The sequence below is a fragment of the Mesobacillus thioparans genome (assembly GCF_965138835.1).
Classification (GTDB): Bacteria; Bacillota; Bacilli; order Bacillales; family Cytobacillaceae; genus Mesobacillus; species Mesobacillus thioparans.
In genome coordinates this window covers 219729-243576 of the sequence record NZ_CBCSFH010000004.1, presented here as the reverse complement: position 1 = coordinate 243576, position 23848 = coordinate 219729, and the positions used below count along the sequence as shown (strand labels likewise).

Here is a 23848-nt window from a genome sequence, read left to right as displayed (position 1 = left end):
ATTCGAGATAAAAAATATTAGGAGGAATTTTAAAATGGGAAAATGGACAGTTGATCAGGCACACTCAGCAATTGGATTTGAAGTGAAACACATGATGGTTTCGAAGGTGAAGGGTCATTTCGATTCTTATACTGCAGACGTTGAGGCGGCGGACCTTACAGATTTAACGACTGCTTCAATAGCATTCAAAATCGACGTAGTTAGCATTGACACTCGTAATGAAGATCGTGAAAATCACTTGAAATCTGCAGACTTCTTTGATGTTGAGAAATATCCAACTATCGATTTTAAATCTACAAGCATTACAAGAGATGGAGATGACTACAAAGTAACTGGCGACCTAACAATCAAGGATGTAACGAAACCAGTTACATTCGATGTGGAATTCGGCGGCAAAGGCACAAACCCATGGGGCGTTGAAGTCTACGGCTTTGAAGCAGAAACAAAAATCAACCGTGAAGAATTTGGCCTCACATGGAATGCAGCACTTGAAACAGGCGGCGTTTTAGTGGGAAAAGGCATCAAGATCAAAGTTGAATTGGAAGTAAACCCTGCAGCTTAAAACCTTTGGCCATTATGCTGGATGACATGAGAATCCAGCATAATGTAAAGGAGTTGGAAAGATGGAAAAGGCAAGAGAAGAGTTAAAAGCAGTAACCGTCATTATTCGTGCCGCGCAGGCTATTCACGATGTGATCCGGAAAGACGCGGCACAGCATGGATTGAATCCTACAGAATTTTCCGTTATGGAGCTGCTTTACCACAGAGGGGAGCAGCCGATTCAAATCATTGGAAAAAAGGTGCTGATTTCGAGCGGCAGTATCACCTATGTCATTGACAAGCTTGTGGAGAAAAATTATGTGAGAAGACGGGGATGTCCCGAGGATCGCCGCGTCACTTATGCGGTTTTGACGGATGAAGGAAAAGAGCTGATGGATCACATTTTCCCTCAGCATGAGATGGAAATGAGCAGGATTTTTGCAGATTTGGATGCCGATGAAGTCAATCAGACAATCTGTTTATTAAAACGAATCGGCTATCGGGCAAAAGACTTATAGATAAATTTTTTCAAATATATATCTCGAATTCAAGATAATAACCCAGGAGGAAGATAATCATGATGGATTTAGGTTTGTTAATCATAAGATTGGTAATTGGCATATTATTTATTGGACATGGTGCGCAAAAGCTGTTGGCTGGTTTGGAGGCTATGGATTGAAGGGAACGGGCGGCTGGTTTGAATCGATTGGCATGAAGCCAGGTGTGACGATGGCACTTTTCGCAGGGTTGGCTGAACTTGTCGGGGGAATATTATTGGCAGCGGGACTTTTGACGCCGCTCGCAGCTTTGATGATTGCTGGTACCATGGTGATGGCGATTGTAAAAGTGCATGGTCCAAATGGTTTGTGGTCCACTTCAAATGGCTATGAATATAACTTGACGTTGGTTGCTGTCACGATTGGGTTAGCTTTAATTGGCCCTGGCAGATACGCTATAGACGCTATTTTATTCTAATTATATTTTATAAATGGGAGTGTTACTAATGACCAAAAAAACAATGGGCATTCACCATATTACTGCAATAGTCGGCCATCCGCAGGAAAACGTTGATTTTTACAGTGGCGTATTGGGGCTGCGCTTGGTAAAGAAAACCGTCAATTTTGATGACCCGGAAACGTATCATCTTTATTTTGGGGACGAAGGCGGCAAACCTGGAACCATCATCACCTTCTTTCCATGGGCAGGCGCGCGCCAGGGAGCCATTGGCGATGGGCAGGTAGGAGTGACTTCCTATGTAGTTCCGAAGGGGTCAATGGATTTTTGGAAAAACCGTCTTGAAAAATTCAAGGTGCCATATACAATCATGGAGCGGTTTGGTGAACAATATTTAGAGTTCGATGACCCCCATGGCCTCCACCTGGAGATTGTGGAACGGGAACAAGGGGAAAACAATGGATGGAGCTTCGGAGAGGTAACGCCTGATGTTGCAATCAAAGGATTTGGCGGAGCGACACTGTTATCGACGCAGCCGGAAAAAACAGCAGATCTGCTTGGAAAAGTGATGGGTCTTGAGCTTGTCGGAAAAGAGGGAGACTTCATCCGCTTCCGTTCTTCTGCAGACATCGGTAATGTGATTGACCTGAAACTGACACCGATCGGCCGCGGTGAGATGGGTGTAGGAACGGTTCACCACATTGCCTGGAGGGCTGTCGATGACGCAGACCAGCTTGATTGGCAGCAATACGTCGCAGACAATGGCTATGGTGTCACCCCTGTAAGGGACAGAAACTACTTCAATGCGATATATTTTAGGGAGCATGGAGAAATCCTGTTCGAAATTGCGACTGACCCGCCGGGATTCGCGCATGATGAAACACAGGAAACAATGGGTGAAAAATTGATGCTGCCGGAGCAATATGAACAGTATCGCGGGCAGCTGGAGAGAAGGCTCATCCCGATTGAAGTGAGAGAGTTGGATTGATGGCTGTGAGCAGGATAGTCGGAGGGTTTTTGAAATCGTAAGGCTCAAGTAGTTTCCGATGGGAGAAGGGGTGAAAAGAAATGCAAAAGACAACAGGAATCCACCATATTACGGCCATGGTCAACGATGCGCAGCGGAATATTGATTTTTATGCTGGCGTATTAGGACTCAGGCTTGTGAAAAAGACGATTAACTTTGACCGTCCGGAGGTGTATCATCTTTATTTTGGCAATGAAGCCGGGGATCCTGGAACCGTCATTACCTTCTTCCCATGGGAAAACCAGATGAATGGGCGGATTGGCACCGGACAGGTGGGTGTGACCAGCTATGTCATTCCCGCTGGATCTATCGCTTTTTGGAAGGATCGGTTGAAAAAATTTGGAGTCAGGTTCATTCAGAATGTCCGTTATGGCGAAATTTATTTGCAGTTCCAGGATCCTGACGGGCTTGAAATTGAACTGGTCGAACGGAATGATGGGGCCAAGAATCCCTGGAGCTTTGGAGGCGTTTCTTCTGAGGTGGCGATCAAAGGGTTTGGCGGAGCGACATTGATTTCAGCACAGCCGAATAAAACGGCGGAAGTACTTGAGGATATTCTTGGACTTGAGCCTGTTGGCCAGGAAGAGAGCTTCCTTAGGTTCAAATCAGAGATTGGCAACAGAATCGACATCAAGCTCACTCCTTCGGTGCGCGGATTGATGGGAGCAGGAACGGTCCATCATATCGCCTGGAGAGCAAGAGATGAAGAGGACCATAAAAGGTGGAGAGAGCTTCTCGTGGAGAAGGGATTTTACCCAACAGAGATTCTCGACCGCAACTACTTCAAGGCCCTGTATTTTCATGAAGGCGGGGGCATTCTTTTTGAAATTGCGACCGATGAACCTGGCTTTGCGGTGGATGAGCCGGCGGATGAACTCGGAAAAAAACTGATGCTGCCGTCATGGCTCGAGTCAAAAAGGGAAGAATTAGAGCACAAGCTTCCACAAGTGGAGTCACGTGTTTTGGAGGGAGATAAACAATGAAACATATATTCAACAAAGGTAAGGTATCAACAAAACCAACATTATTAATGCTTCACGGCACAGGAGGCAATGAATTGGACCTGCTGCCTCTGGCAGGAATGATTGATGATGAAGCCTCGGTCTTAAGTGTCCGCGGGAACGTATTGGAAAATGGAATGCCAAGGTTTTTCAAGAGGCTGGCAGAAGGCGTGTTTGACGAAGAGGATCTCATTTTCCGGACGAAGGAATTGAATGAATTCCTTGATGAAGCAGCTGAAAAATACGGCTTTGACCGTAACAATGTGATTGCAGTCGGCTATTCAAACGGAGCGAATATCGCAGCAAGCCTGATGTTCCACTATCAAAATGCCCTGAAGGGAGCCATCCTCCACCATCCAATGGTGCCGAGAAGGGGCATCGAACTGCCGGATCTTACAGGAACACCGGTATTCATTGCGGCAGGAACGAATGATCCAATCTGCCCGCCAAGTGAATCTGAAGAACTGAAATCCCTGCTGGAGAAGGCTGGTGCCGATGTGGAGCTTCATTGGGAAAATAGAGGCCATCAGTTGACGCGAGAGGAAGTTGAAGCTGCGGCGCAGTGGTACCTTGGTCGTGAGAAATAAGAGCAGAAAGTAACTTTGGGGACGGGAAAACCGTCCCCATTTCCCTTTTTAACTAATTAGACCATAAATCTTCCCCAAATCCACGTTCCCACCCGAAATGACGGTCACCACTTTTTTATCGGTAAAAGGCAATTTGTTGTGCATGGCAGCTGCGACTGTTGTCGCACTTGATGGTTCGATCAGCTGTTTCATTCGTTCCAAAACGAAGCTGAAGGCGTGGCGGATTTCTTCTTCGCTGACCAGGACAAGGTCATCGAGGTATTTCATCAGGACAGGAAAGGTCATGTCACCAGGCTGGCTGCTCCTCAGACCATCAGCAATCGTTGAGGTGGCTGGGATCGAGGTGATTTCCTTGTTTTTAAGTGACAGATGCGTATCATTGGCAATCTCGGGTTCTACCCCGATCACTTTGATTTTTGGGTTGGTCTCTTTTATCGCAGTGAGTATCCCTGAAAGAAGGCCGCCGCCGCCGATCGGAACAATCACCGCATCGACATCCTGTACTTGTTCCAGGATCTCCAATCCCACCGTTCCCTGACCAGCCATGATAAACGGGTCGTCATATGGAGGGATGAATACGCCATTTTCTTGCTCGGCGATTTCCTTGGCCCTTGGCAGCCGCTCCGCAGATGTAGTGCCGCATATTTCGATTTTGCCATTGTAGGCTTTGATGGCGTTCATTTTGCATTGGCTGATATCCTCTGGAACGACAATCGTTGCCGGCACTCCATATTTGTTCGCCACATAGGACACTGCCTGGCCGTGATTGCCCGAGGAAGCTGCCGTTACATACTTTGCGCCATTTTCGACGGCTTGTTTCACTTTATTGCTGGCGCCGCGGATCTTGAACGAGCCAGTCTTTTGCAAGTGCTCTGATTTGAAAAAAATCTGGTTGCCGCATAGGCTCGAGAGCTGGTCCGATTTTAGGATAGGTGTTACATGAATGATGTCGCTAATCCGTTCCCGTGCTTCCTTCACTTCATTTAATGAGATCATATGTAATTCCCCCTTTGTTTTCACAGCCATTAATCTGCTGACAAGATCTTATTCTTTCTATCTCTATTCAATACCAACTTTGAATATCCTTCTAAACGGAGGCATGAAGGGAAGCGATAAAATCATTTAAAAGATAGAATCCAATATGAGATGATTATATAAGGAAGAAAGAGGTGAATCACTTGAAAAGGAAAGAGCTTAAAATTTTCACGAACATGTCATTCTTTATCGCGATAACTGCAATCATTGTGATTCCTCTGTCCATTTACACATCTTTGCCTAGAGAGTTCGGATCCCTGGCATTTATCCTTACCTTGGTTGGCATCCCATTCAGCATCATTTCGATGTTCAGCAAAGAGAAATTACTGAAAAGGATCTTTGTTTTGATTGTCAATCTTATGCCGATTGGTCTTTTCAGCTATGCCATCATCATGGATTTTATGGATGAATTTTTTCGATCCGCACCTTAGCTGGGGTCCTGAAACGATGGCTAGTGTCCACGTTTCCTGAACAGTCCGAATAAAATCGTGATCAAGATGATGGCAGATAAGACATAGGAAGTGGTGCTTACTAACGGATGGGCGGCAGCGTTTTTAACACCGATTCCGATGAACGCCCAGATGAAGACCAGTGGATAGATGCGGTCCTCATTTTTATAGTGAAAGTAAATCGCCAGAAGTGTTGCGACCACGAGCATGGTCAGTGTCCAGGCAACATCGGTTAGACCGAAGCCATTCCAGCCGATATATTTCAAGTAATAGCTGATATTGGCAATGGTGGCGACGCTGATCCAGCCGAGGTAGACAGAAAAAGGGAGCAGATCCCAAAAAGAATGTTCTTCATTTTTGATCAGCTGATAAAGCCTGATAAGTGTCAGCAGCAAACCGATCATCACAAAAACCGTCAATAGGAAAAACTCGTAATGCCATAAAAGAATCCAGGCGGTATTGAGGACAGAGCTTAGCACATAAAACGGAGTGGACTTTTGGTAGACTGGCAAATTCCTTCGTGAAGCCGGAAACTGCCTGATTGTCCAAATAAACAATAAAAAATAAATCAATCCCCAGATACCAAAAACATATCCAGCTGGAGTAAATAACACATCCAGTCTATTCGAAATTTCCCCGGTGTTCTGCCCGTTGATCGGCAGAATATTCGCAAGCGCATTGACCACGACCACAACGATCGTGGCAAGCAGAATCAAAAGAAATCGTCCCATCCTCATCCCAGCTTTCATTTTTAGTATTTTGTTCATACTATTCCACAACAAGTAAGTGCATAACTACATTTAGCCTTCAGGGAAGGGAATAAAACTTATTGGTGCACATCACTGTCCCTCTGTTCCGTGTGTGTTCTTGGTGGATAAACAAAAATTAAGCTGTTCTCGTAAACTTTGTTGTCAGGGATAAAAGATGATGGTTTAACTGCGTAAAAGACGAAGAGTAAAATATAAGCGGAAGTTTTCCGATTATTTTTAAAATGAAGTTATTTTAAGCGGAAATAAGCGGAGGTTTTCCGTCTATTCAATTAAAAGTCTTCAATTTTCGCGGTTTAGAATAAAATAAGCGGAATTTCTCCGGCTATTTCAGCAAGTTTACAACTATTTTCCTAAATAAGCGGAATTCCTCCGGCTATTTATTAGAACAATCTTAAATTACATGACCTTGCTAAAAATAAAAGCATTATAAGGTCATCGTTCTTGAAAGAATTCAACATTGATGTAGAGAAAAATCCTTGCGTGATTTGGCATGCACCCTGAATGAGCGCAGGCTTATGATATGTGTATACAAAAGAGGATAGCCACTGAGCTATCCTCTTTATCTATTTACGGCTACAATCCAGGAAGGAAGAATATCACCAGCAATAGGATCAATAATGTCCAAACAAATGATGATCTGATTTTTTGTTGATTCCCTAAACTTTTATTATTTTTATGAACAAGCGATAAGGTTAAAACACTGGCTAAAAAAAGAAAGTAGTAAAGAATGATATACAGAATCCAGCGGCTGTGTTCCACTACAGAAGCCAATGGAGTAAAAATGACCAGGCTAATGAAAATGACAATGGATAAAAATAAAACTGACAACACGATAACATGCATTTTATCCCATGCCGGGTGGATTAGAAATGTTCGGCTTGTCTTTGTTTGAAAGTACAAGATCACGCTAATCAAGCCTAACACAGCGGCCATGAATAAAGCTGTTAAAAGAAATTGCAGGTAGGGATATGCACCGGTATTGGTTGAAAAATTGTCCTTATACAAGTCTGCCAGGAAGGCGAGAATGACCAGGATGGTGATCATTGCGCCTTGATAGATTTTCCATCGTGAAACGATTTTGCAGCACCACCTTCTATTAATCACGCAAATTCATACGTAAGTGAATTAAATGAGTTCCTTTTCCACAGCTGCCATGATGTCATACGCTCCCTGTGATTTGTTGGAGCAGACGACTACGGTGGCCTCGGTTTCTGGGTAGTAGGCGGAGTGGAAGCTGACTCCTGGGTCGTAACCCATCACATGGTATTTTACTGCATATCCGGGTTCTTTTTTGATCCAGATTCCATATCCGTGAAAGCCTGTTTCGTTGACTTGCGCGTGGGGAGTGAGCAGTCTGGCCAAAGTCTCTTCTTTTAGTAAAAGCTTCCCAAAGAGTGCTTTCCATAGCTTGGCCATGTCATTAACGGTGATATAGGCCCCGCCGTCAGGACCGCCTTTTACCGGCAGGGAATAGATATTGGTCTTCCATGTCCCGTCAGGAAGATCGATATAGCCGGTCGCTGTATTGGCTGGCATTTGATCAAAGGAAAAATAGCCCGAATCCTTCATGCCAGCTCTTTTGAAAATATGTTCCTCGACATACTCAGTGAATGTTCTCTCGGAAGCCTGTTCAACAATCAACCCGAGTAAAATATAGCCCGCATTATTGTAGTGAAAAGATTCACCGGGGGCGGCTTTCATCTGTTCATTCTGGAACATTGGCAAAAAATCGCTGAGGCTCCTGATGTGGTACATCGGTCTCTCCACCCAAAGTTCCTCAAAATCATCCATGACTTCTTCATCAAAATAATCGGGAATTCCCGATGTATGGGTCAGCAGATGGTGAAGCGTAATTTCATCACTGAAATGAGGGAAATCCACATCAACACAATCTTTCAATCTCGTATCAAAAGTGAGCTTCCCGTCCTCAACAAGCTGGCAAATGGCAATCGCCGTGAAAAGCTTGCAGCCAGAAGCGATGCCGAAACGGGTGTCTGTGTTGTTTTTTACCTGATCAGCCCGATTGGAAAAACCAAAGCTTGCAGTTGCTGCCGGATCATTCTCCTGCTGGACGAAAACCGTACCTGAGAAATCGACCTTCGTTTGAATATCTGATAATACCTGATCTAAATTCTTCATTTCATCCTCCAGTGCCATATATGACCTGCTTTTATGTTACCATAAATAGACAAAGTTGGATGTTAACGGTCAGGATTGATGAATGTTTTAAATGGCTGTTTTTGTAAAGATTGTTGTTAAAATCCTAAAGCCGATTTTAACGTGTAATAGCCATTTTGTATGTCGGTACTAAGTTTGCAAGCTCTTTTCTCAGCATAAGCGTTAATTGTGTGAATAATCTTAGGTGATTAAATTCTATTTTGTAGACAATAGCAACAAAGTTTGAGAAAAGAGCCTTTTAAATAAAAGCGGGGAAGAATCGATGAACACTAAAAGAGCATTATGGTTTTTAGCGGGTATGGACTTATTGCTTGTCGTCTTGCATATGGCAGGATACTTCTTTCTGTTCTTGAAGCCAACAGGGTATTTGATTCCCTTGGCAGTAAATGGGGTAGTTTTAGCGGTCACCGCTTATCGGTCGTCCGGTCGCAGAAAATTGTTTGCAGCCATTGGGGTGGTCGTGATTGTTCCGGCCATGCTGATTCACGGACTCATGCTTCTGGTGATAGAAAATCACTATACGAATATTGAATCACCGTGGGACAACCAGTCCGTCGTCATTGAATACCGATTCTTTTCGCTGGGCGAAACGACGTACCAATACCATTTTTACAAGACAAGGGTTGGTTTGATTGGCAACTTGCTTGAGGATGAATCGATCACCATGGTTGTACAGGGAACGGAACATCCAGGTTTGGACGCGGAAGGTATCCTCGGTGTGGACATGGCTGAATGGGTGACGGAGAGCACGATTCGTTTTCCTGCCTGGAAGGGAATGAAAGAGGTTCATCTTGGACAGTCCAAGCCAGGGCATCGTGTAGATGACATCACTGGTGAGATCGAGACGTTCATGAAGATAGTCGAGAAGAAGGAGAACGGCCACACCATTATGGTCAATGGAAACCGGCTGACATCGCGTTATGACGAAGCAACCGGTGAGAGCTGGATTGATGTAACTAGCGAAGGCGACAAGGGACCCATTCCAAGACAGCAGTGCACCCGCATCGTGCCGAATCAAGAGCGAGGCTATTATATGCTGGAAGAGTGTACGCATCAGTGGGAATATCCGTTATTCCCTTTGAGTGGTGACTGATTGGTTGTGCTGTAGGAGCCGAACTATTATATATGAATTTCGGGACTATTTTACCGATCATTTTATTACAATATTATGTCATTTCCTTTAAAGCCTTCTATTCAGTCGCGAAATATGGTAGTATGACGGACATGTTGGTTGAAAGGGGAGTTTGTTTATGATGAAGCGATTTTTAACAGGCGTTCTTTTCTTGAGCATCGCCGTTCTAGTGCTTGGCGCATGCAGCAATGATAGCTCGAAAGGGAATGCTGAAAAAGAAAATAAAGAAGATTTAGTTGCAACAGTAGATGGAAAAGGTATTTCAAAAAAAGAATATAAAAAAGAATTGGATGCCATGAAGGCTTCTTACGAACAGCAAGGCATGCCGGCAGATCAGATGGACAGCAAGATGAAGGAACAGCTTGAAAAGTCTGTTCTGGACCAAATGATCAATGCGGAGCTGCTTCTCCAGACAGCTGAGAAGGACGGCATCTCCGTTGAACAAAAAGAAATCGATGCAGAATTGGAAAAGATCAAAACCAACTTCGAAGATGAAAAACAGTATGAAGAAGCTTTGAAAAAGAACAAGCTTTCCGAGAAAGAACTTAAAGGCCAGCTTAAAAAGCAAATGACCGTCACACAATATCTGGACAGCAAGATCGGCAAGGTAGAAGCATCCGATGAAGAAATCCAGGCATTGTATGATCAATACAAGCAACAAGCCGAAGGCCAGAAGCAAAAGCCGGAAGAACTAGAAAAAATCAAACCACAGCTTGAGCAGCAAGTCCTTGCACAAAAGAAAGATGAAAAAGTCACCAAGCTCGTGGAAAAGATCCGCAAAGACAATGAAGATAAAGTGAAAATCCATAATGCGTAGGATTCATGCCGCGGGATTTTAAGTGGGGGATAGACATTTGTCTATCCTCTTTTTTATGGATATAGGGACGGTTTAGCAGCCTTAGTCGAACTGCAAAGTCTACTGCATACATTATTGGATATTTACCACTCAAACACTTTAGTTTAAAATTACACTACGTTCCAGATAAACAAGGCTTAAAAAAGTCTGTTTTTCAAGAAAGTTTTTTTTCTGAAATTTAAAAAATGCAAATGAGGCGAAAAGATGATTATCTTGCATTGTTTGACCAAAAGTAAGTGGGATAAAGTTAAGGAAAACTCTAAATTCGGCAGGGAATCAATTGAGGCTTTTGGTTTTATTCACTGTTCTTCTATTGATAATTTTTGGAGAGTTGCTCCTAATTTTAATGATATAGATGAACCTTTGTTGCTTCTTTGCATTGACTCAAGCAAAGTTGAAGCAAATATTAAATGGGAAGATGATGATAATTGCGGTATAAAATATCCCCATATTTATGGTGAATTAAATGTTGATTCAGTTGATACAGTATTACCCTTCCTAAAAAGCGAACAAGGGGATTTTATTCTTAACAAAGAATTGCAACAACATATTTCTGTTTAAGCTGAATGGTGCGTTGATTCAGAGAGGATTAACGGCTTTTTTTATCGAATTTGTTTTTGAACTAACGAGGCAGAATTGTTAATTAATATGATTGGTTAGGTGGGTGAGAAAATGATAAATTATTTAGGTACACCATTACTAAAAACAGATCGATTAGTTCTAAGAAAAATTGAACTTTCAGATGCTCAAAGTGTATTTGATCATTGGCTTTCAGATGATCGCGTAATGGATAATCTTATAAAAGGGGCACACAAGTCTGTATTGGAAACAATTGAGAGGGTAAACGAGATCGTAAGTAAGTATGATTCACAAGATTTCTGTTATTGGGGTATAGAGCTGAAAGCAAGTGGTGAATTGATTGGAGCTATTGATCTCTTCAATTTTGATAGCATGACTGAGAATTGTGAAGTAGGTTATTCAATCGGTTACAAATGGTGGAACAATGGGTATGGAACTGAAGCATTGAGAGCTGTCATTCAATTTGGCTTTTTACATATGAACATTCACAAAATATCAGCAGCACATAATACTGACAATCCAGCCTCTGGCAAGATTATGCGGAAAGTTGGAATGGTGCAAGAAGGAACGTTTAAGCATATGATTCGCAATGCCAAGAATCATTATAAAGATTGTGCGGTTTACGGTCTTCTTCATGAAGACTATATAAAAAATGCGAATTGATTTTTTTCTTAATTCAACTAAGGGTGCGTTGATCCAGTAAGGATTAAGCACCCTTTTTGTTGAATCCCTTATTGAACTATTGATGCAGGATAGTGGAGGAACATTTCTGTTCAACTCATTTCAATGTTCGACCTTACATCAAGGGAAGTTCTATTTTGTAAAATTCACCATATCTTAACTAATATTAAAAGTTCCTCAAAGAGGAGTTATAAGCATGCTGCGGGTTAAATTTATGATTAAACAATTCCTAAAAGAGCCTTTATGGTTTAAAATCCTAATCTCTATAACTTTGCTTATTTCAATAATTTTTAGCAGTGCATTTTTTGCAAATAATGCTTATTATCAAAGTTTCTCCAAATTGGCCGCCGCTATCTTTTTTTGTGCATATGGAATTAAACTTAGGAGTAACCGTTTAACTTTTGTCATCTTATTATCTGCATCAGCTCTATGTATATATCTATCCTTTCTGGCTATATCTTAGTGAAGGTTCTATTCTATAGTTCAACTTACGAGTGCTTTGATCCTTGAAGGATTAAAGCTCTTTTTTGTTGAACTTCTTTTGTAACTTAAGGGGCAGTAATGTTGAAGAAACTTAGTAGGTGAGGGGGTATTGTGTTGAAGAAATATGTACTAATTGCCGCACTAATCATTCTCGTTGTTGTAATTTTTACTTTCTACACATACCGTGAGCAAGACTTAGGAGATGTACTTAAAATTGACCAAGTTGATAGGATTCTTTTGACAACAGAAGAAAAAGAACTTGATGGAGTAGAGATCCCAAAGTCACTCAGATGACAAAATTAAATGCTCCAGGGGGGAATTGCACACTCTTAAGGCATAAATGCACATTCATTCAAAAATATCCAGGTGGAAGGTGAAACATGATCAGCCATTCTTTCCTTCGGTTGGAAATTAAATGTAAAAAACAAACCTGCTTTATGGTATTCTTTTACTAACTGGACTTACAAAAGGGGCGGATTGGAATATGTCTTTGCGTTTTCGGAAGAGTTTCAAGGTAGCGTCGGGTTGAGTTTCGGCAGGAGAGAATTGCGGTACTCGGTTCACAGCAGCGGGAGAAAGACGTCGACTGAGGGGATTCCCGGCAGCGGTGTTTCCTATTCGTCGACATCCAGTTTAAAATCGTATAGGACGGATGCCTATAAGAGACGGAATGCGCTAGAGGGACCGGCAGAAGTTGCGGAACAAGGGTATACCGCCCTACAAGTGTAGTTGAGAGGTTAGAGAAGTTTTATCATAATTGGCTGCATGCGTAGACATTGAATCAGGAGAACTTCCTCTAAATGGTGCGGTGGTTCAGGAGGATTAGGCACTTTTTTTTTATAGAATGCCTTATCCAACAAACGCAGAAGCAATCCTTAAATGAAATGAGCCCAAACTCTAGTAGTGTAATGAAATTATAACTATTATAGGGGTGATGTAATGAATAAGTTTGGAATCCTTTCTATTCTAATGGCTATAACCAGTTTTGTTTCATTTTTAATTTTAAGAGGACCTAATGCGAATATGCTGATAGGTATAATCATTTTAGGGTCACTTTCGCTACTGGGTATTGTATTTGCGGTGCTATCTAAGAAGTGGTTTTTAATAATAGTGGGTGGATTGATGAATGGGGGAGTGTTGGTTTTTGTATTTTTCCTATTGCTAGCCAAGGGAATTGCTGGTTAGATTACCGATAAATCAGAAGGTGCGATGGTCCCGGAATCGATTAACCATCAATTTGTTGAAATCCTCATTGAACGAATGAAACAGGTTGCTTCGAAAGTTCAAGAGTAAGACTAGAATGAGGATGGAGGTAAAGGGTTGTATGGGGAAATCTAAAAAAGTAACCTTAATTATTGGCGCAACGATCATTTTAATATATGCAATATTTGCAATTGCAGACACGGTCAGTCAAAGTTCTAAAACTGTCGATGAAGCCTTCGAAAGGTACATTAACAGCGAATTTAAAACGGAAGTTGTTCAGAAAGAAATTGGTGATAAAAAGTTTTACAGAAAAGGTCATTCTACATTTGTAATATTTGAAGTTAGTGATAAAGTTTCTATAGTTCAGTTTGAAAAAGAGGTATTTGGTTGGAAACGAACATATTATTCTGACAATAGAAATGAAGGTGACTCATATTCAACTGTTGTTGATGGGAATGGAGATATTCTTTTACATGCAGTCATACCAAGGAATATAGTTAATGAAATAAAGACCATAAAAGTAAATGGACATGATGCAGATATTATTATGCTTAACGATAAAACTGGAATCTGGTTAATGATGAACGAGAATAAAGATAACTTCAATAATATTAAAATATCTTTCTTAGACGAAGTAGGTAATGTAATTGCTGAAATGTAAAAATATAATTTGTGAAGAAATAAATATAATTACACATAGAAGGTGCTAGAGTTGAAAAAATGTAAGGGGGACTTATGACATTCTTTAAAAAAGTAAGTGACATTTTTGGATTTACAAAACTTAAAGAGAGATTATATTGTGAAGGTAACGAGGGGATTTCACAAGCGGACCGGGAATATATAAATCGTATTAAGGGACAAAACCCTTTTGGGATCATATCAATGTTTATGGGTGGGGCGTCATTTGCCTTTGGTCCCATTTATGTAGCTTTTCCCATTATAACAATCATCTTTTGTTTCATGACATATGGGACTTTTGATCGAGAAAAAGAAGATAATCCATGGACATTTTTCATAGGTTTTTGTTTGGCTTTAATAGGTTTATTTATGTATTTAAGGGGCATAGTCCATAAGCTTATAGTATAATACGAGCTTTAAAATATTTGGTACGAAAAACCAGGAAGGGTTACTGCTTCGTGCTTGGTTAAGGGAATTACTAAAAAATTAAAGAGGGAAATGAAGAGGTTTTTATGAGTGAAGAATCATAACAATACGAATTCCTATTTATCATCTTTCGACATACTAACGATTGAACCTAGCGTTGATAACGGGGATTTTGCCCAAGCGCTAGTAGAAACGACAGTATTGGAAACCGGTACTAAGAATACAAGGAATATTCATGTTCATTTAGAAAAAACTAAAGATAAATGGAAGATCGGTTATTATTTCCGCGTAAATCATTCAATGCCAGACCCTATTACAAATATTTATTCGGGGTACATTTCTCAAGAGGCAATGGAATCTTTTAATACAAAATGACAATATGGGTAAGAGATAACTGCTCTTCAATTTTTCCTAAAGCATCTAAGAACTCAGCATATACCAGTACTATTGTCATCTCTAAATTTGCTGCGATGTATGCTACCCTTTTTAAAATTTTATTAGTTGTTTCGAATCCTATACGTAAATAGTAACGAAGTTGTTACTATTTATTTGAAATTCTTATTTTCCAATATGATTATTTTTTCATCGGAAGATTTACCTCTCAGTTTAGTATACTCAACCAAATTATAAATATTATTGCTACTCTGTTTTGCCCCTGCGATTAATAATGGTACTCCAATAAAGTCTAACCCTATTCCCCTTGAGAAGAAACCCCCCATGGTCATTGCAAATGGAACAGTTGGCGATGTATTCGAGAAGATAATCCTTTCTTGATTGTTACCTTTGTTTTGCAGTAATAAGAAAAGATTCCCTAAAGCTGGTACAACTAGTTTACTCCTTTTTCTTCCAATAGTATAAACTGAATTTCCTTCTTCATCTAACCCATGAAAGAAAAGTTTTCCAAAATCATCTTTTGTTAATTTATTAAAATAGTCGATATTCAAAATCTCTTCTTTAGAAAGTTTTCGGTCCGTAGGCAATTTTTTTAAATGATATGCTGCAGCTATTGCAGTACTATGTGTTCCAGCGTAATCATCATATATATAGATCACCAATTATCATCCTTTCTAATTACCTAATTCATGAAAGAAAATCAGAGTAGTTTTTTATTGGATAAACGCCAACTTATATTTACTAGTGCTATAAGCCTTTATTTGCGTTTTTAAAGATGCATCAAGAACGGTTTGGGTTCTTCCCCTAAAATAAACCAATAAATATCCTGGCCGAAAGGTAACGATAAGTACAAACATTGATAAAAATAAACTAATCCTTGCGGCAATAGTATTAATAATAGGTTGTCGGAAGCCCCTTTCCGCGCTCCTCTTATTGTTAGGGTGACACAAATTATTAAATGGATACTATCTATAATTAGAAACCGAATACTCTTTCGAAAGATAGTATAAAAAATCCTCCACTTCACTCACTTACCTGTACGTTATATGTATTATTAGCAGAACGAATAATTTGATTTTATGTACCTTATCATTCCACTCGATCATATTTTTTATGCTGAAACTATGTTTTTCAAGTTAAAAGGCAGAGCTTAAGATAATAAGGGGAATTAACAGTACAGCAATTATTACGAAACTTCCGCTTCCTGGAAAGCAAACGGTATAGTTTTCTCTCGATAACAAAAACTAACAGAAAGCGATAATATATAAAGGAGATTACGTATGCTGAAAAAGATACTTAAAATCTTTCGAATACTCCTAATTGTATTTATTGGCGCATGTTCTGTTTTGTTTATTTGGGGTAAAATCGACAGAGCAACAGCCGAAAAAGGGAAGGTATTTGATCATCAGCCTATTCAATACCCAATTCGTCAAAGTAATATTACTTTATATACAGACGGGAAACAGTTAAACAATCAATTATTCTCAGGTATAAGGAAAGCAAAACACCACGTGTATATCTACTTTTTCTCTATTGCTGATGATAAAGTTAGTCATCAATTTTTGGATTTATTAAGAGAAAAAAGCCAGGAAGGAATAGAAGTATATTACGCAGTGGACAGGCTGGGTGGAATTTTACTAAAGAAAAAGGAAAGAGAATTATTGGTTAAAGCAGGAGTGCATTTTAAGTATTATAATAAGCCTGCTTTTCCTTATATATTTGCTTCTTTAGATCATCGAAATCATCGCCGTATTTCAACTATTGATGGAAAGATAGGATATATTGGCGGATTTAACATCGGTAAGAAGTATTTAGGGGAAAAAGAAAAACTTGGTCACTGGAGGGATTATCACCTTCAAATACAAGGAGAAGGAGTACAGGATCTAGAGAGTCAATTTGTGTTGGACTGGAAGAAAAACACAGAGCAACAGATTCCTATAAGCAGCGAAAGAAAGGAAAAGGGAGCAACCTCGCATCGATTTACTGCATATTATAGCGGAGAAAAACTTGAGCAAGATTATGCATTGCTGTTTCATCAAGCAAAAAAGTCCATTACTATAGTCACACCCTATTTTATACTAAATGACAGAACTATTTGGAAGGCATTAGTGGATGCGAGAAAAAGAGGAGTCCGTGTTAAAATTCTATTCTCACCTCATTCGGATGCACTATTAGTTAAAGAGGCATCATATCCATATATTCGAAAAGCATTACAACAGGGTATGGAAGTATACGGTTATAAAAAGGGAGTGATACACGGTAAAGGATTCTTGATTGATAAAGATGTATTGATGATAGGGACCGTAAATTTTGATTCGCGCTCGTTTCATTTAAATGAAGAAATGAACTGTTATATCCATGACCCTGTTTTTATTTCTAAAATAAAGTCAGTAATCACTGAAGACATCCAAAATTCAAAGCGAATAACATCTTCTGACGTCAATCAATTAACTGTAAAAGAAAAACTGAAAGAAAAGTTTGCAAAAATGATTGAGTATTATTTGTAAAAATTAGGTGTATTTATTTTAAGAAGGAGTACAATGCATATATTTAATAAATCATTTTACTGATTCTATAAACGAGCTTTTTTATGATCAGTACCGATCTATATCCATAATTTCGGGCAGCAATCCTTTCACGGTATCAGGGGATAGATATAGAAAAAGGTCATCCAGAAATATCTACTTTTCTGGATGACCTTATAACAAAAATTAGCAGTTTAGTTTAATTTCAACTGTGTGATTTTAGCGAAAAACCGAGGAGCACTTCTTCTACCTAGTAAAGAAGTGCTGTTTTGTTATCTGAATGACTCGTGATCCTTGCTTTTTTACTCATGCTGGGAAATGAGTTTCTCTATGAATGTTATTGCTTCCTTTAATATACTCCTTTAATGACAAAAAACGAGCCCCGAATGGTTCCAGCTAGTTTCGACTTCTGCCTGGCGAACTTAAACTTTCCATCTAGCTCTTTTGGTATCTCCATACCCTCAGAAAGCTTAAAGCCAACGGCGCGCTTCGGTTTAGGGCCATCCAATGTGTACAAGACATTGACTGCAAGACCATCCGCATAAAAGACGAAGGCCCAGTTGATATTTTCGACCTGAAACCGCGACGTTTCTAAAGGTTTTGCCGCAAACTCAATATTCCGTTCTTCTTTCAGTATTCGATTCACATAATCAAGGGTCTCCTTGCTTTCGCTAACTGGGACAACTGTAAATTCGTGCTTATATTTGTTCATAAAGTAACGGGCTTCATTCGCACGTAAACCCGCAAGCGCCTTTATTACTGGTGAAGATTCTAAACCAACTGTTGAGACATTTTTAAAATCAACGATATAGGCCATTTCCAACCACCCTTTATATCTTTATTTCATAATAACAGGAATCCAGATTTCACCGTATATTGAATCGCTTCGCTGCTCCATCTCAACTGTTGTATTTGGCCCGCCAACATATGCACAATCCTTTGCTTCGGGCAATACTTCACCAAAAGCAATGCCAGTTAGCGTATTATGCAGCTCATCAGCATTTTTCGCTTCACCTTTTACAACAAGGTAGAAACCTTTAGGAAATTCAATCACTCTGGTCGCTTCCGGTAGGGATTTTTCTGACATAACCCCAGCATAATGCATCATCTTGTTATTAACGGCTTCGTTTACAGCAAAGATATAGTCATTGATCGCGATTGCTTTTAACGCATCAAGCCTTCCATCTTGTTTAACCGACTTCCAAAAGTCTGACTTTTCCTTAATAATGCCTGCATAGTCTGTATAATGACTCTTAAGCTCGGTTCCAAAACCTAGAACGGCAAAGCTGTTTTTTTCTTCTAAGAAATAATCTGCCATATTCAATACCTTCCTTTTTTAAAAATATTAATCAAATGAATTGTATTGTCGTCACCTGATAGTTTTATAATAGTATTAAATCATTTCAAAAAATGATACTGTTTAGGAGAAATCCATGAAAAAAGTTGAACGGATTAATATCATTATGCGGTATATCAACAACCGCTCACATTTTACAATTTCTGAGATCATGCAAGATTTTAACATCTCTCGTTCGACCGCTATTAGAGATATTAGAGAAATAGAATCACTAGGGATGCCCCTTGTCGCTGAAGTAGGAAGGGATGGGGGTTATTTTGTCATGAAGAACTCGGTCCTTCCCACCGTCCGCTTTACTGATAATGAGATTAAAGCTCTTTTTATTGCCTTTATGGCTACAAGAAATCAACAACTTCCTTATCTTAAGAGTCGGCGATCTTTAGCTGAAAAATTACTTGGCCTTTTATCAGAAAACCAGCAGGATGACCTTGTTCAGTTAAATCAGATAATGTTATTTGAAGGGACCAATCCGAATAATCCTGACCTGCTAGATTTGTCAGACCTTCCCCATCCGATGTTAGAAAAACTTATTCAAATCCTTCTTATGGATCGATATCTATTGATTACCACATTTGAAGAGATAGGAATGAAGTCTTATCCCATTTATCTTTTGCATCTTTATCGAGAAAAAACCATTTGGCTTATTGAAGGGTTTGACTTAAGAAAAGAAGTGAAGAAGATTTTTTATGTCGACAAGCTCACTAGCGTCAAACCCTACCCAACAAAAAAAAGAGTAAGTAAGAAAGAGATTTTAGAAAAACTAGGTAAGGAAGAAGAAGTAATAAATCTTGTCCTTGAACTCGGACCAAAGGCGATTGCTCAGTATAAAAAATATCATCCCATAAACGTTTCACTTTCCTATACGAACCCTTTCCAGGCAACAGCCATTATAAAGGCTTTTATTAATGCTGAAAATCCAGAAGAAGTAACCGAATTAACGAATTGGATACTTTTCCTAGGCAGGGATATCAAAGTAAGGGAAGTGCCAAAAGAAGTCTTAGATTGTTTAAAAGAGAGATTTGGCTTATTCTGCCCATAAGCAATGCCAGATAACATCTTAAAAAATGTTTGGGACCACTATTCAAAAACCCTCTTGAAGATAAATCAGGTTCTTTCTTTACCTTCACAGCGAATCAAAATGATGTTATATAACTTTTAGTTACATTCTGTAAATGAAAATTTGGAGGAGCCGTATACAAATGCCAACTTCGAAAACTTTGAAAACTTGCGAAAAGGGGCACCAATTCTATAAAAGTAGCGATTGTTCTAGCTGCCCTTCCTGTGAGAAAGAACGTAAACCTAACAGTGGCTTTCTATCAAGACTTGGAGCACCAGCCAGAAGAGCTTTAGAGAACAATGGAATTTTGACTCTTGAGAAACTATCTGAATTTACTGAAAAAGAAATATTGCAATTACACGGAATGGGACCAACTTCATTACCTAAACTTAGGGCTGCATTGAAGGAAGAGAGGTTATCATTCAAAAACTAACAGGTGCGTTGACCAGAAGAAGGATTCAGGCAACTTTTGTTAATTGCTTCTTCAACAAACGGTGTAGGATAGTTGAAGAACAGTTTATTCAATTTTTGGGGGAATGGTACAATTTAGGAAGAGGTGAATTTTAATGAGTCATGTTCTTTTTGTATTTATCCACATAATGATTGGGCTAGGATTAATTTACTTTTATAATAAATTACCAAAACCCATAATGACATTTGCTGTCGTTTTTTTTACTATGAGTTTACTTTATTGGGGTGCCATATTTACTAGAACTTTTTTTTGAACTAACGATGCAGGTAAGTTCAATAAAGGAGTTGAAATCATTGAGAGCTAATTATGGGATAGTTTCTATTTTTATTGATAGCGTTGGTAATCTATTTATTATCCCAAACAGTCCTTCCAAGAAATATGAAGGCTCATTGTCTGAAGTTGAGAAAGTTTTCAAATTGGCAGCTCCATATAGCAATGAAGAATTGGAGCAAAAGGTAAACGTGGCTCTCGATTTATTTGGCGTAATAAAACCTGATGATGAGAGTAAAGAGTCGGTTATCGAAAAAGTAATGGGACTAAAAGGATATTCAAAAGCCACAAAAAATTTGAAGTTTATATCTATATATTGGGATTTCGTAAAAGGTTATACAGTTGAACCTTTTCAAAAAGAGAAACGGGGCTATACCATACTAGAGGATAAAATTATCGATGTTGATAGAGACTACAAGCCAGGTCAGTTGGCAGAATCTATTCTACAAGCAGTAGGTTATGCAAATTTATAAATTTCAACAAGGTTTAGTCCGTATGCCCTTTTATAACTTACGGGGCAGGTTTGTGCTATAAGGTGAAACTTATTTCATAGAAGACTCGTAAACACTTCTAAAGGAGGAGTTACTTTGGAAGGTGTCATCGGAACTTGGCTGCCGTTATTGTTATCTACAGGTATCACTGTTGCCATTATTTATTTCGTTATAAAAGCTTTTAAAAAATAAAAATTAAGTAAACCTTGGCTATTATTTAGCTGGGGTTTACTCTTTTACTAACGATGCAGGTTAGTTAAATAGAGAAAGGATATTTCTTGGTTAAAAGAATATCCTTTTTACTCTACCTTGGGGTCTTTTGTTAGAATTCAAAATCTAGAATCATATTACTGGTTTGGCCTTTAAACTTATAATTATAGGCCCCTTTTAAGCTTATTAGGTCACCAGTAGCTTTGATAATTTTACCTGGAGAATTTAGATTTCCTTTATCAAATATTCCTTGTTCAACTGCTGTAAATGTCCCCTGTTTTCCCTTATAAGTCCCATCAAAATGAAGAAATCCGGATATTTTTGCCGTGGCCAAGTGACCATCATCTACATTTGATTCTAAATAATATAATAAATATTCAACTAAAGCTTTTCCATTTAAATCACCGACAATTTCATATTCGACGTGGGCAATATTAATAGGGAAATCTTTTCTAGTGTCTTCTAGTGGCTTTTCGTCCCATTTAGTCACTGTAAATGTTACATCCATTAACGATCACCTCCCTTTCTTAATAGAAATAATTTCCTCTATATATTACCAGAATACACCATCATATTCGTGTGTTTAAATATATTTTGTTTTACTAACTTTGTGAAAAATCACTCTTAAAGTAACTGGTGCGTTGATCCAGGAAGGATTAAGTACCTTTTTTGTTGAATTCCTTATTGAACTATAGGGGCAGTAATGTTTAATAAGCAAGTAGTAGATGTTAATTTGACAAAGTTGTGCATTAAAAAAGACTGCTACTAAATAGCAGTCAAGACTAAGGCATTACGAAGAAGAAGGATATCTAGGTAGATGTTGTTACGGACTTGGTTATCGCTGCAATTGTTCAGATCAATTAGTAAGCGTCCAAGCTCCTTAATTATTAGTAAGCGTTCCTCCACACTTACCATAGCTTACTCTCCTTTACATAGGACAATACACTATGTTTATCAACATTAGCACCATTGTACACAATTTGCAATGAACAGTCCCACAAAAGCTTTCGTTAAGTTTTTTTTGATATCCTTACATCCATAATACCAACAAACATAAATATAACAATTTCAAGGATGAGATGAAGAATCGGAATCTCTATGTCTCTGAAATTTAGTATTTCTATGTGGGTAACTAATATTATCGAGACAGAAAAATTACAAAAAAGATGTGACAAAAAGTAATGTATGTATGTGTTTGTTATTTGTTTTCACGTTGATATCGAAAAATTAATTTGTCTAGTTTTTCACTAAACTTTAATGTCTCAGGGTGAGTATAACCCTTAAATTGGCCACATCTTATCATCTTTCTTCTTAATAATTGGATTTTGGCACATAAAAGCTTCGATTTGCTACAAGGTTTTTTCATTGTGATAGTAAACTCCTGTAAAAAATAAATATACAAAAAAATACATTTAATACTATATCACCATATTCAGGAATTAAACCAATCCGACAAAAGAAGTCAAAACTAGTTACTTGTTATTTATAAACTAAAGGTGAGCTTACCTTCAAAAAAATGCAGTAATGTTGAAGAAGAAAAGGTAACAAAGGGGGAAAGATATATATGTTTAAAGAGTAAAAAAATTAGCGATATTGGTTATTCCTAGTCCCGTTCTTAATTATTGGAATATTACTAGTCATTTATTTACCTCGAAATTAAAACCACTAGCAATACTTACAGCATTAGTTTTTTTGGATTGTATACTACACTTTGAATTATCTAAGTAGAAATAAAAATGATAAAGAACGTTAGTATTAACATACGGGTGGGGTGAGCTAGAAAGGGTTATCCCACATTTTTGTTGAATTCCTTATTAAACAAACTTGATGCAGGTTAGTTTAAAGTACTACTGGGCTGTAGTCGTAAGATACAATCTATGCAGAATAGCGGATTAAGAGAATTATATGTGAATGATGACCCTAGTACCAATTGGAACACGAGATGATAAGTCTAGAACATCATGATTAAACATTCTAATGCAACCGTGAGAAACGCTTTTACCTATGGATGATGGATTGTTTGTTCCATGTATTCCATAATGAGGTCTCGATAATCCCATCCACAAAGCCCCAAAGACATGTTTAGGAGGATTTGGTTGTTTATTTATTATAGTGTAAGTGCCAAACGGTGTCGCAGTTAATATTTTGCCAGTAGCTATCGGATAGGATTTTATCACTCTGTTTCCGTCATACAATTTTAATTGGTGTTTTGATGTTGATACGTCAATCCATCTCGCCACGAAGATCAACTCCATTTTTTAATAATGTTTGTTTTACCTCAAACCTTTATTATTTAGCAAGGGTGTATTGAATAGCATTGTATGAGAAGAAAATGAACAGTACGTTGGGAGTACATGCAATAGAAGAGAAGGTGCTTGTTAGCCAACAGTTGCATAAAACCAAAAAGGATTAATGCACTTTTTTCTTAAAGATCTTATGGTGGTAATGGGGCAGGTTAGTAAAGAATATTGTCTTCTAGGGAAAGCTGAGCTTT

General features: G+C 38.8%; 30 protein-coding genes and 1 pseudogene. 21 read left to right on the top strand and 10 right to left on the bottom strand.

Features of this window, described 5'->3' with window-relative positions; genetic code table 11:
• Positions 1-34: 34 nt before the first annotated feature.
• From ACNAZ4_RS09865 to ACNAZ4_RS09840, 6 genes and pseudogenes are all read left to right on the top strand, one after another.
• The gene (locus ACNAZ4_RS09865; protein WP_415814146.1) at positions 35-562 is read left to right on the top strand and encodes a YceI family protein; all 528 of its coding nucleotides are present in this window, start codon (positions 35-37) and stop codon (positions 560-562) included.
• 61 nt (positions 563-623) lie between these two features.
• Positions 624-1058 (top strand): MarR family winged helix-turn-helix transcriptional regulator, encoded by a 435-nt coding sequence (locus ACNAZ4_RS09860; protein ID WP_415814144.1) that lies wholly within the window; start codon positions 624-626, stop codon positions 1056-1058.
• A 59-nt stretch (positions 1059-1117) separates the two neighbouring features.
• A pseudogene (locus tag ACNAZ4_RS09855) lies at positions 1118-1515 on the top strand (DoxX family protein).
• Between the two features lie 28 nt (positions 1516-1543).
• Positions 1544-2482 carry a ring-cleaving dioxygenase gene (locus tag ACNAZ4_RS09850; RefSeq protein WP_415814143.1) on the top strand — a complete coding sequence of 313 codons (939 nt, stop codon included), beginning with the start codon at positions 1544-1546 and terminating at the stop codon, positions 2480-2482.
• Between the two features lie 80 nt (positions 2483-2562).
• Positions 2563-3504, top strand: a complete 942-nt coding sequence (locus tag ACNAZ4_RS09845; protein WP_415814142.1) for a ring-cleaving dioxygenase — start codon at positions 2563-2565, stop codon at positions 3502-3504.
• Positions 3501-4109, top strand: a complete 609-nt coding sequence (locus tag ACNAZ4_RS09840; RefSeq protein WP_415814140.1) for an alpha/beta hydrolase — start codon at positions 3501-3503, stop codon at positions 4107-4109. Before ACNAZ4_RS09845 ends, ACNAZ4_RS09840 begins: the two co-directional genes overlap by 4 nt.
• 48 nt (positions 4110-4157) lie before the next feature.
• On the opposite strand, the gene ACNAZ4_RS09835 is transcribed toward ACNAZ4_RS09840, so the two are convergent.
• Positions 4158-5105 (bottom strand): threonine ammonia-lyase, encoded by a 948-nt coding sequence (locus tag ACNAZ4_RS09835; protein WP_415814139.1) that lies wholly within the window; start codon positions 5103-5105, stop codon positions 4158-4160.
• A gap of 182 nt (positions 5106-5287) precedes the next feature.
• Here ACNAZ4_RS09835 and ACNAZ4_RS09830 point away from each other — a divergent pair, with 182 nt between their 5' ends.
• Positions 5288-5575, top strand: a complete 288-nt coding sequence (locus ACNAZ4_RS09830) for a 2-acyl-glycerophospho-ethanolamine acyltransferase (protein WP_415814137.1) — start codon at positions 5288-5290, stop codon at positions 5573-5575.
• Between the two features lie 20 nt (positions 5576-5595).
• On the opposite strand, the gene ACNAZ4_RS09825 is transcribed toward ACNAZ4_RS09830, so the two are convergent.
• From ACNAZ4_RS09825 to ACNAZ4_RS09815, 3 genes are all read right to left on the bottom strand, one after another.
• On the bottom strand, positions 5596-6324 hold the full coding sequence (locus ACNAZ4_RS09825; RefSeq protein ID WP_415814136.1) for a TspO/MBR family protein: 729 nt from the start codon (positions 6322-6324) through the stop codon (positions 5596-5598).
• Between the two features lie 612 nt (positions 6325-6936).
• Positions 6937-7467 (bottom strand): hypothetical protein, encoded by a 531-nt coding sequence (locus tag ACNAZ4_RS09820; RefSeq protein WP_415814135.1) that lies wholly within the window; start codon positions 7465-7467, stop codon positions 6937-6939.
• 21 nt (positions 7468-7488) lie between these two features.
• Entirely contained in the window at positions 7489-8502 is a 1014-nt protein-coding gene (locus ACNAZ4_RS09815; protein WP_415814134.1) for a serine hydrolase domain-containing protein, read from the bottom strand.
• Positions 8503-8803: 301 nt separating this feature from the next.
• Here ACNAZ4_RS09815 and ACNAZ4_RS09810 point away from each other — a divergent pair, with 301 nt between their 5' ends.
• The 10 genes from ACNAZ4_RS09810 (at position 8804) to ACNAZ4_RS09765 (ending at position 14954) form a co-directional block, all read left to right on the top strand.
• Positions 8804-9634 (top strand): hypothetical protein, encoded by an 831-nt coding sequence (locus ACNAZ4_RS09810; RefSeq protein WP_415814132.1) that lies wholly within the window; start codon positions 8804-8806, stop codon positions 9632-9634.
• A 157-nt stretch (positions 9635-9791) separates the two neighbouring features.
• A complete protein-coding gene (locus ACNAZ4_RS09805; protein WP_415814131.1) occupies positions 9792-10490 on the top strand; it encodes a SurA N-terminal domain-containing protein in 699 nt (232 codons plus the stop codon).
• Between the two features lie 243 nt (positions 10491-10733).
• A complete protein-coding gene (locus ACNAZ4_RS09800) occupies positions 10734-11090 on the top strand; it encodes a DUF952 domain-containing protein (protein ID WP_415814130.1) in 357 nt (118 codons plus the stop codon).
• Between the two features lie 111 nt (positions 11091-11201).
• Complete coding sequence (locus tag ACNAZ4_RS09795; RefSeq protein ID WP_415814129.1) at positions 11202-11771, top strand: GNAT family N-acetyltransferase; 570 nt, start codon at positions 11202-11204, stop codon at positions 11769-11771.
• Between the two features lie 615 nt (positions 11772-12386).
• A complete protein-coding gene (locus tag ACNAZ4_RS09790; RefSeq protein WP_415814127.1) occupies positions 12387-12566 on the top strand; it encodes a hypothetical protein in 180 nt (59 codons plus the stop codon).
• Between the two features lie 183 nt (positions 12567-12749).
• Positions 12750-13001 (top strand): DUF4236 domain-containing protein, encoded by a 252-nt coding sequence (locus ACNAZ4_RS09785; RefSeq protein WP_415814125.1) that lies wholly within the window; start codon positions 12750-12752, stop codon positions 12999-13001.
• Between the two features lie 210 nt (positions 13002-13211).
• Positions 13212-13457 (top strand): hypothetical protein, encoded by a 246-nt coding sequence (locus ACNAZ4_RS09780; protein ID WP_415814124.1) that lies wholly within the window; start codon positions 13212-13214, stop codon positions 13455-13457.
• A 139-nt stretch (positions 13458-13596) separates the two neighbouring features.
• Positions 13597-14136 carry a hypothetical protein gene (locus ACNAZ4_RS09775; protein WP_415814123.1) on the top strand — a complete coding sequence of 180 codons (540 nt, stop codon included), beginning with the start codon at positions 13597-13599 and terminating at the stop codon, positions 14134-14136.
• Between the two features lie 74 nt (positions 14137-14210).
• Complete coding sequence (locus ACNAZ4_RS09770) at positions 14211-14561, top strand: cell division protein FtsK (RefSeq protein ID WP_415814122.1); 351 nt, start codon at positions 14211-14213, stop codon at positions 14559-14561.
• 108 nt (positions 14562-14669) lie between these two features.
• Positions 14670-14954: a hypothetical protein gene (locus ACNAZ4_RS09765; protein ID WP_415814121.1), complete on the top strand. Its 285-nt coding sequence runs from the start codon at positions 14670-14672 to the stop codon at positions 14952-14954.
• A gap of 170 nt (positions 14955-15124) precedes the next feature.
• Here ACNAZ4_RS09765 and ACNAZ4_RS09760 read toward each other — a convergent pair whose 3' ends face one another.
• Positions 15125-15631, bottom strand: coding sequence for a DUF3189 family protein (locus ACNAZ4_RS09760; RefSeq protein WP_415814119.1), 507 nt, complete (start codon positions 15629-15631; stop codon positions 15125-15127).
• Positions 15632-16252: 621 nt separating this feature from the next.
• On the opposite strand from ACNAZ4_RS09760, the gene ACNAZ4_RS09755 reads away from it, so the two are divergent.
• Positions 16253-17479 carry a phospholipase D-like domain-containing protein gene (locus tag ACNAZ4_RS09755; RefSeq protein ID WP_415814118.1) on the top strand — a complete coding sequence of 409 codons (1227 nt, stop codon included), beginning with the start codon at positions 16253-16255 and terminating at the stop codon, positions 17477-17479.
• Positions 17480-17846: 367 nt separating this feature from the next.
• On the opposite strand, the gene ACNAZ4_RS09750 is transcribed toward ACNAZ4_RS09755, so the two are convergent.
• Complete coding sequence (locus ACNAZ4_RS09750) at positions 17847-18314, bottom strand: phage tail protein (protein ID WP_415814117.1); 468 nt, start codon at positions 18312-18314, stop codon at positions 17847-17849.
• Positions 18315-18335: 21 nt separating this feature from the next.
• A complete protein-coding gene (locus ACNAZ4_RS09745; protein WP_415814116.1) occupies positions 18336-18815 on the bottom strand; it encodes a GyrI-like domain-containing protein in 480 nt (159 codons plus the stop codon).
• A 115-nt stretch (positions 18816-18930) separates the two neighbouring features.
• On the opposite strand from ACNAZ4_RS09745, the gene ACNAZ4_RS09740 reads away from it, so the two are divergent.
• The 3 genes from ACNAZ4_RS09740 (at position 18931) to ACNAZ4_RS09730 (ending at position 21126) form a co-directional block, all read left to right on the top strand.
• Positions 18931-19893 (top strand): helix-turn-helix transcriptional regulator, encoded by a 963-nt coding sequence (locus ACNAZ4_RS09740; protein ID WP_415814115.1) that lies wholly within the window; start codon positions 18931-18933, stop codon positions 19891-19893.
• Between the two features lie 160 nt (positions 19894-20053).
• Entirely contained in the window at positions 20054-20344 is a 291-nt protein-coding gene (locus ACNAZ4_RS09735; protein ID WP_415814114.1) for a helix-hairpin-helix domain-containing protein, read from the top strand.
• A gap of 332 nt (positions 20345-20676) precedes the next feature.
• Complete coding sequence (locus tag ACNAZ4_RS09730; protein ID WP_415814113.1) at positions 20677-21126, top strand: hypothetical protein; 450 nt, start codon at positions 20677-20679, stop codon at positions 21124-21126.
• Positions 21127-21466: 340 nt separating this feature from the next.
• Here the strand turns inward: ACNAZ4_RS09730 and ACNAZ4_RS09725 are convergent, their stop codons facing one another.
• The 3 genes from ACNAZ4_RS09725 to ACNAZ4_RS09715 form a co-directional block, all read right to left on the bottom strand.
• Positions 21467-21862: a DUF3224 domain-containing protein gene (locus tag ACNAZ4_RS09725; protein WP_415814112.1), complete on the bottom strand. Its 396-nt coding sequence runs from the start codon at positions 21860-21862 to the stop codon at positions 21467-21469.
• A 690-nt stretch (positions 21863-22552) separates the two neighbouring features.
• Entirely contained in the window at positions 22553-22720 is a 168-nt protein-coding gene (locus tag ACNAZ4_RS09720) for an aspartyl-phosphate phosphatase Spo0E family protein (protein WP_415814111.1), read from the bottom strand.
• A gap of 535 nt (positions 22721-23255) precedes the next feature.
• Positions 23256-23594, bottom strand: a complete 339-nt coding sequence (locus ACNAZ4_RS09715) for a L,D-transpeptidase (protein WP_415814110.1) — start codon at positions 23592-23594, stop codon at positions 23256-23258.
• Positions 23595-23848: the final 254 nt, after the last annotated feature.

Coding starts and splice junctions, on each gene's coding strand:
- ACNAZ4_RS09865 (WP_415814146.1), top strand. CDS start 35: ATGGGAAAATGGACAGTTGATCAGGCACACTCAGCAATTGGATTTGAA.
- ACNAZ4_RS09860 (WP_415814144.1), top strand. CDS start 624: ATGGAAAAGGCAAGAGAAGAGTTAAAAGCAGTAACCGTCATTATTCGT.
- ACNAZ4_RS09850 (WP_415814143.1), top strand. CDS start 1,544: ATGACCAAAAAAACAATGGGCATTCACCATATTACTGCAATAGTCGGC.
- ACNAZ4_RS09845 (WP_415814142.1), top strand. CDS start 2,563: ATGCAAAAGACAACAGGAATCCACCATATTACGGCCATGGTCAACGAT.
- ACNAZ4_RS09840 (WP_415814140.1), top strand. CDS start 3,501: ATGAAACATATATTCAACAAAGGTAAGGTATCAACAAAACCAACATTA.
- ACNAZ4_RS09835 (WP_415814139.1), bottom strand. CDS start 5,105: ATGATCTCATTAAATGAAGTGAAGGAAGCACGGGAACGGATTAGCGAC.
- ACNAZ4_RS09825 (WP_415814136.1), bottom strand. CDS start 6,324: ATGGGACGATTTCTTTTGATTCTGCTTGCCACGATCGTTGTGGTCGTG.
- ACNAZ4_RS09815 (WP_415814134.1), bottom strand. CDS start 8,502: ATGAAGAATTTAGATCAGGTATTATCAGATATTCAAACGAAGGTCGAT.
- ACNAZ4_RS09810 (WP_415814132.1), top strand. CDS start 8,804: ATGAACACTAAAAGAGCATTATGGTTTTTAGCGGGTATGGACTTATTG.
- ACNAZ4_RS09805 (WP_415814131.1), top strand. CDS start 9,792: ATGATGAAGCGATTTTTAACAGGCGTTCTTTTCTTGAGCATCGCCGTT.
- ACNAZ4_RS09800 (WP_415814130.1), top strand. CDS start 10,734: ATGATTATCTTGCATTGTTTGACCAAAAGTAAGTGGGATAAAGTTAAG.
- ACNAZ4_RS09795 (WP_415814129.1), top strand. CDS start 11,202: ATGATAAATTATTTAGGTACACCATTACTAAAAACAGATCGATTAGTT.
- ACNAZ4_RS09780 (WP_415814124.1), top strand. CDS start 13,212: ATGAATAAGTTTGGAATCCTTTCTATTCTAATGGCTATAACCAGTTTT.
- ACNAZ4_RS09775 (WP_415814123.1), top strand. CDS start 13,597: ATGGGGAAATCTAAAAAAGTAACCTTAATTATTGGCGCAACGATCATT.
- ACNAZ4_RS09770 (WP_415814122.1), top strand. CDS start 14,211: ATGACATTCTTTAAAAAAGTAAGTGACATTTTTGGATTTACAAAACTT.
- ACNAZ4_RS09755 (WP_415814118.1), top strand. CDS start 16,253: ATGCTGAAAAAGATACTTAAAATCTTTCGAATACTCCTAATTGTATTT.
- ACNAZ4_RS09750 (WP_415814117.1), bottom strand. CDS start 18,314: ATGGCCTATATCGTTGATTTTAAAAATGTCTCAACAGTTGGTTTAGAA.
- ACNAZ4_RS09745 (WP_415814116.1), bottom strand. CDS start 18,815: ATGGCAGATTATTTCTTAGAAGAAAAAAACAGCTTTGCCGTTCTAGGT.
- ACNAZ4_RS09740 (WP_415814115.1), top strand. CDS start 18,931: ATGAAAAAAGTTGAACGGATTAATATCATTATGCGGTATATCAACAAC.
- ACNAZ4_RS09735 (WP_415814114.1), top strand. CDS start 20,054: ATGCCAACTTCGAAAACTTTGAAAACTTGCGAAAAGGGGCACCAATTC.
- ACNAZ4_RS09725 (WP_415814112.1), bottom strand. CDS start 21,862: ATGGATGTAACATTTACAGTGACTAAATGGGACGAAAAGCCACTAGAA.
- ACNAZ4_RS09720 (WP_415814111.1), bottom strand. CDS start 22,720: ATGAAAAAACCTTGTAGCAAATCGAAGCTTTTATGTGCCAAAATCCAA.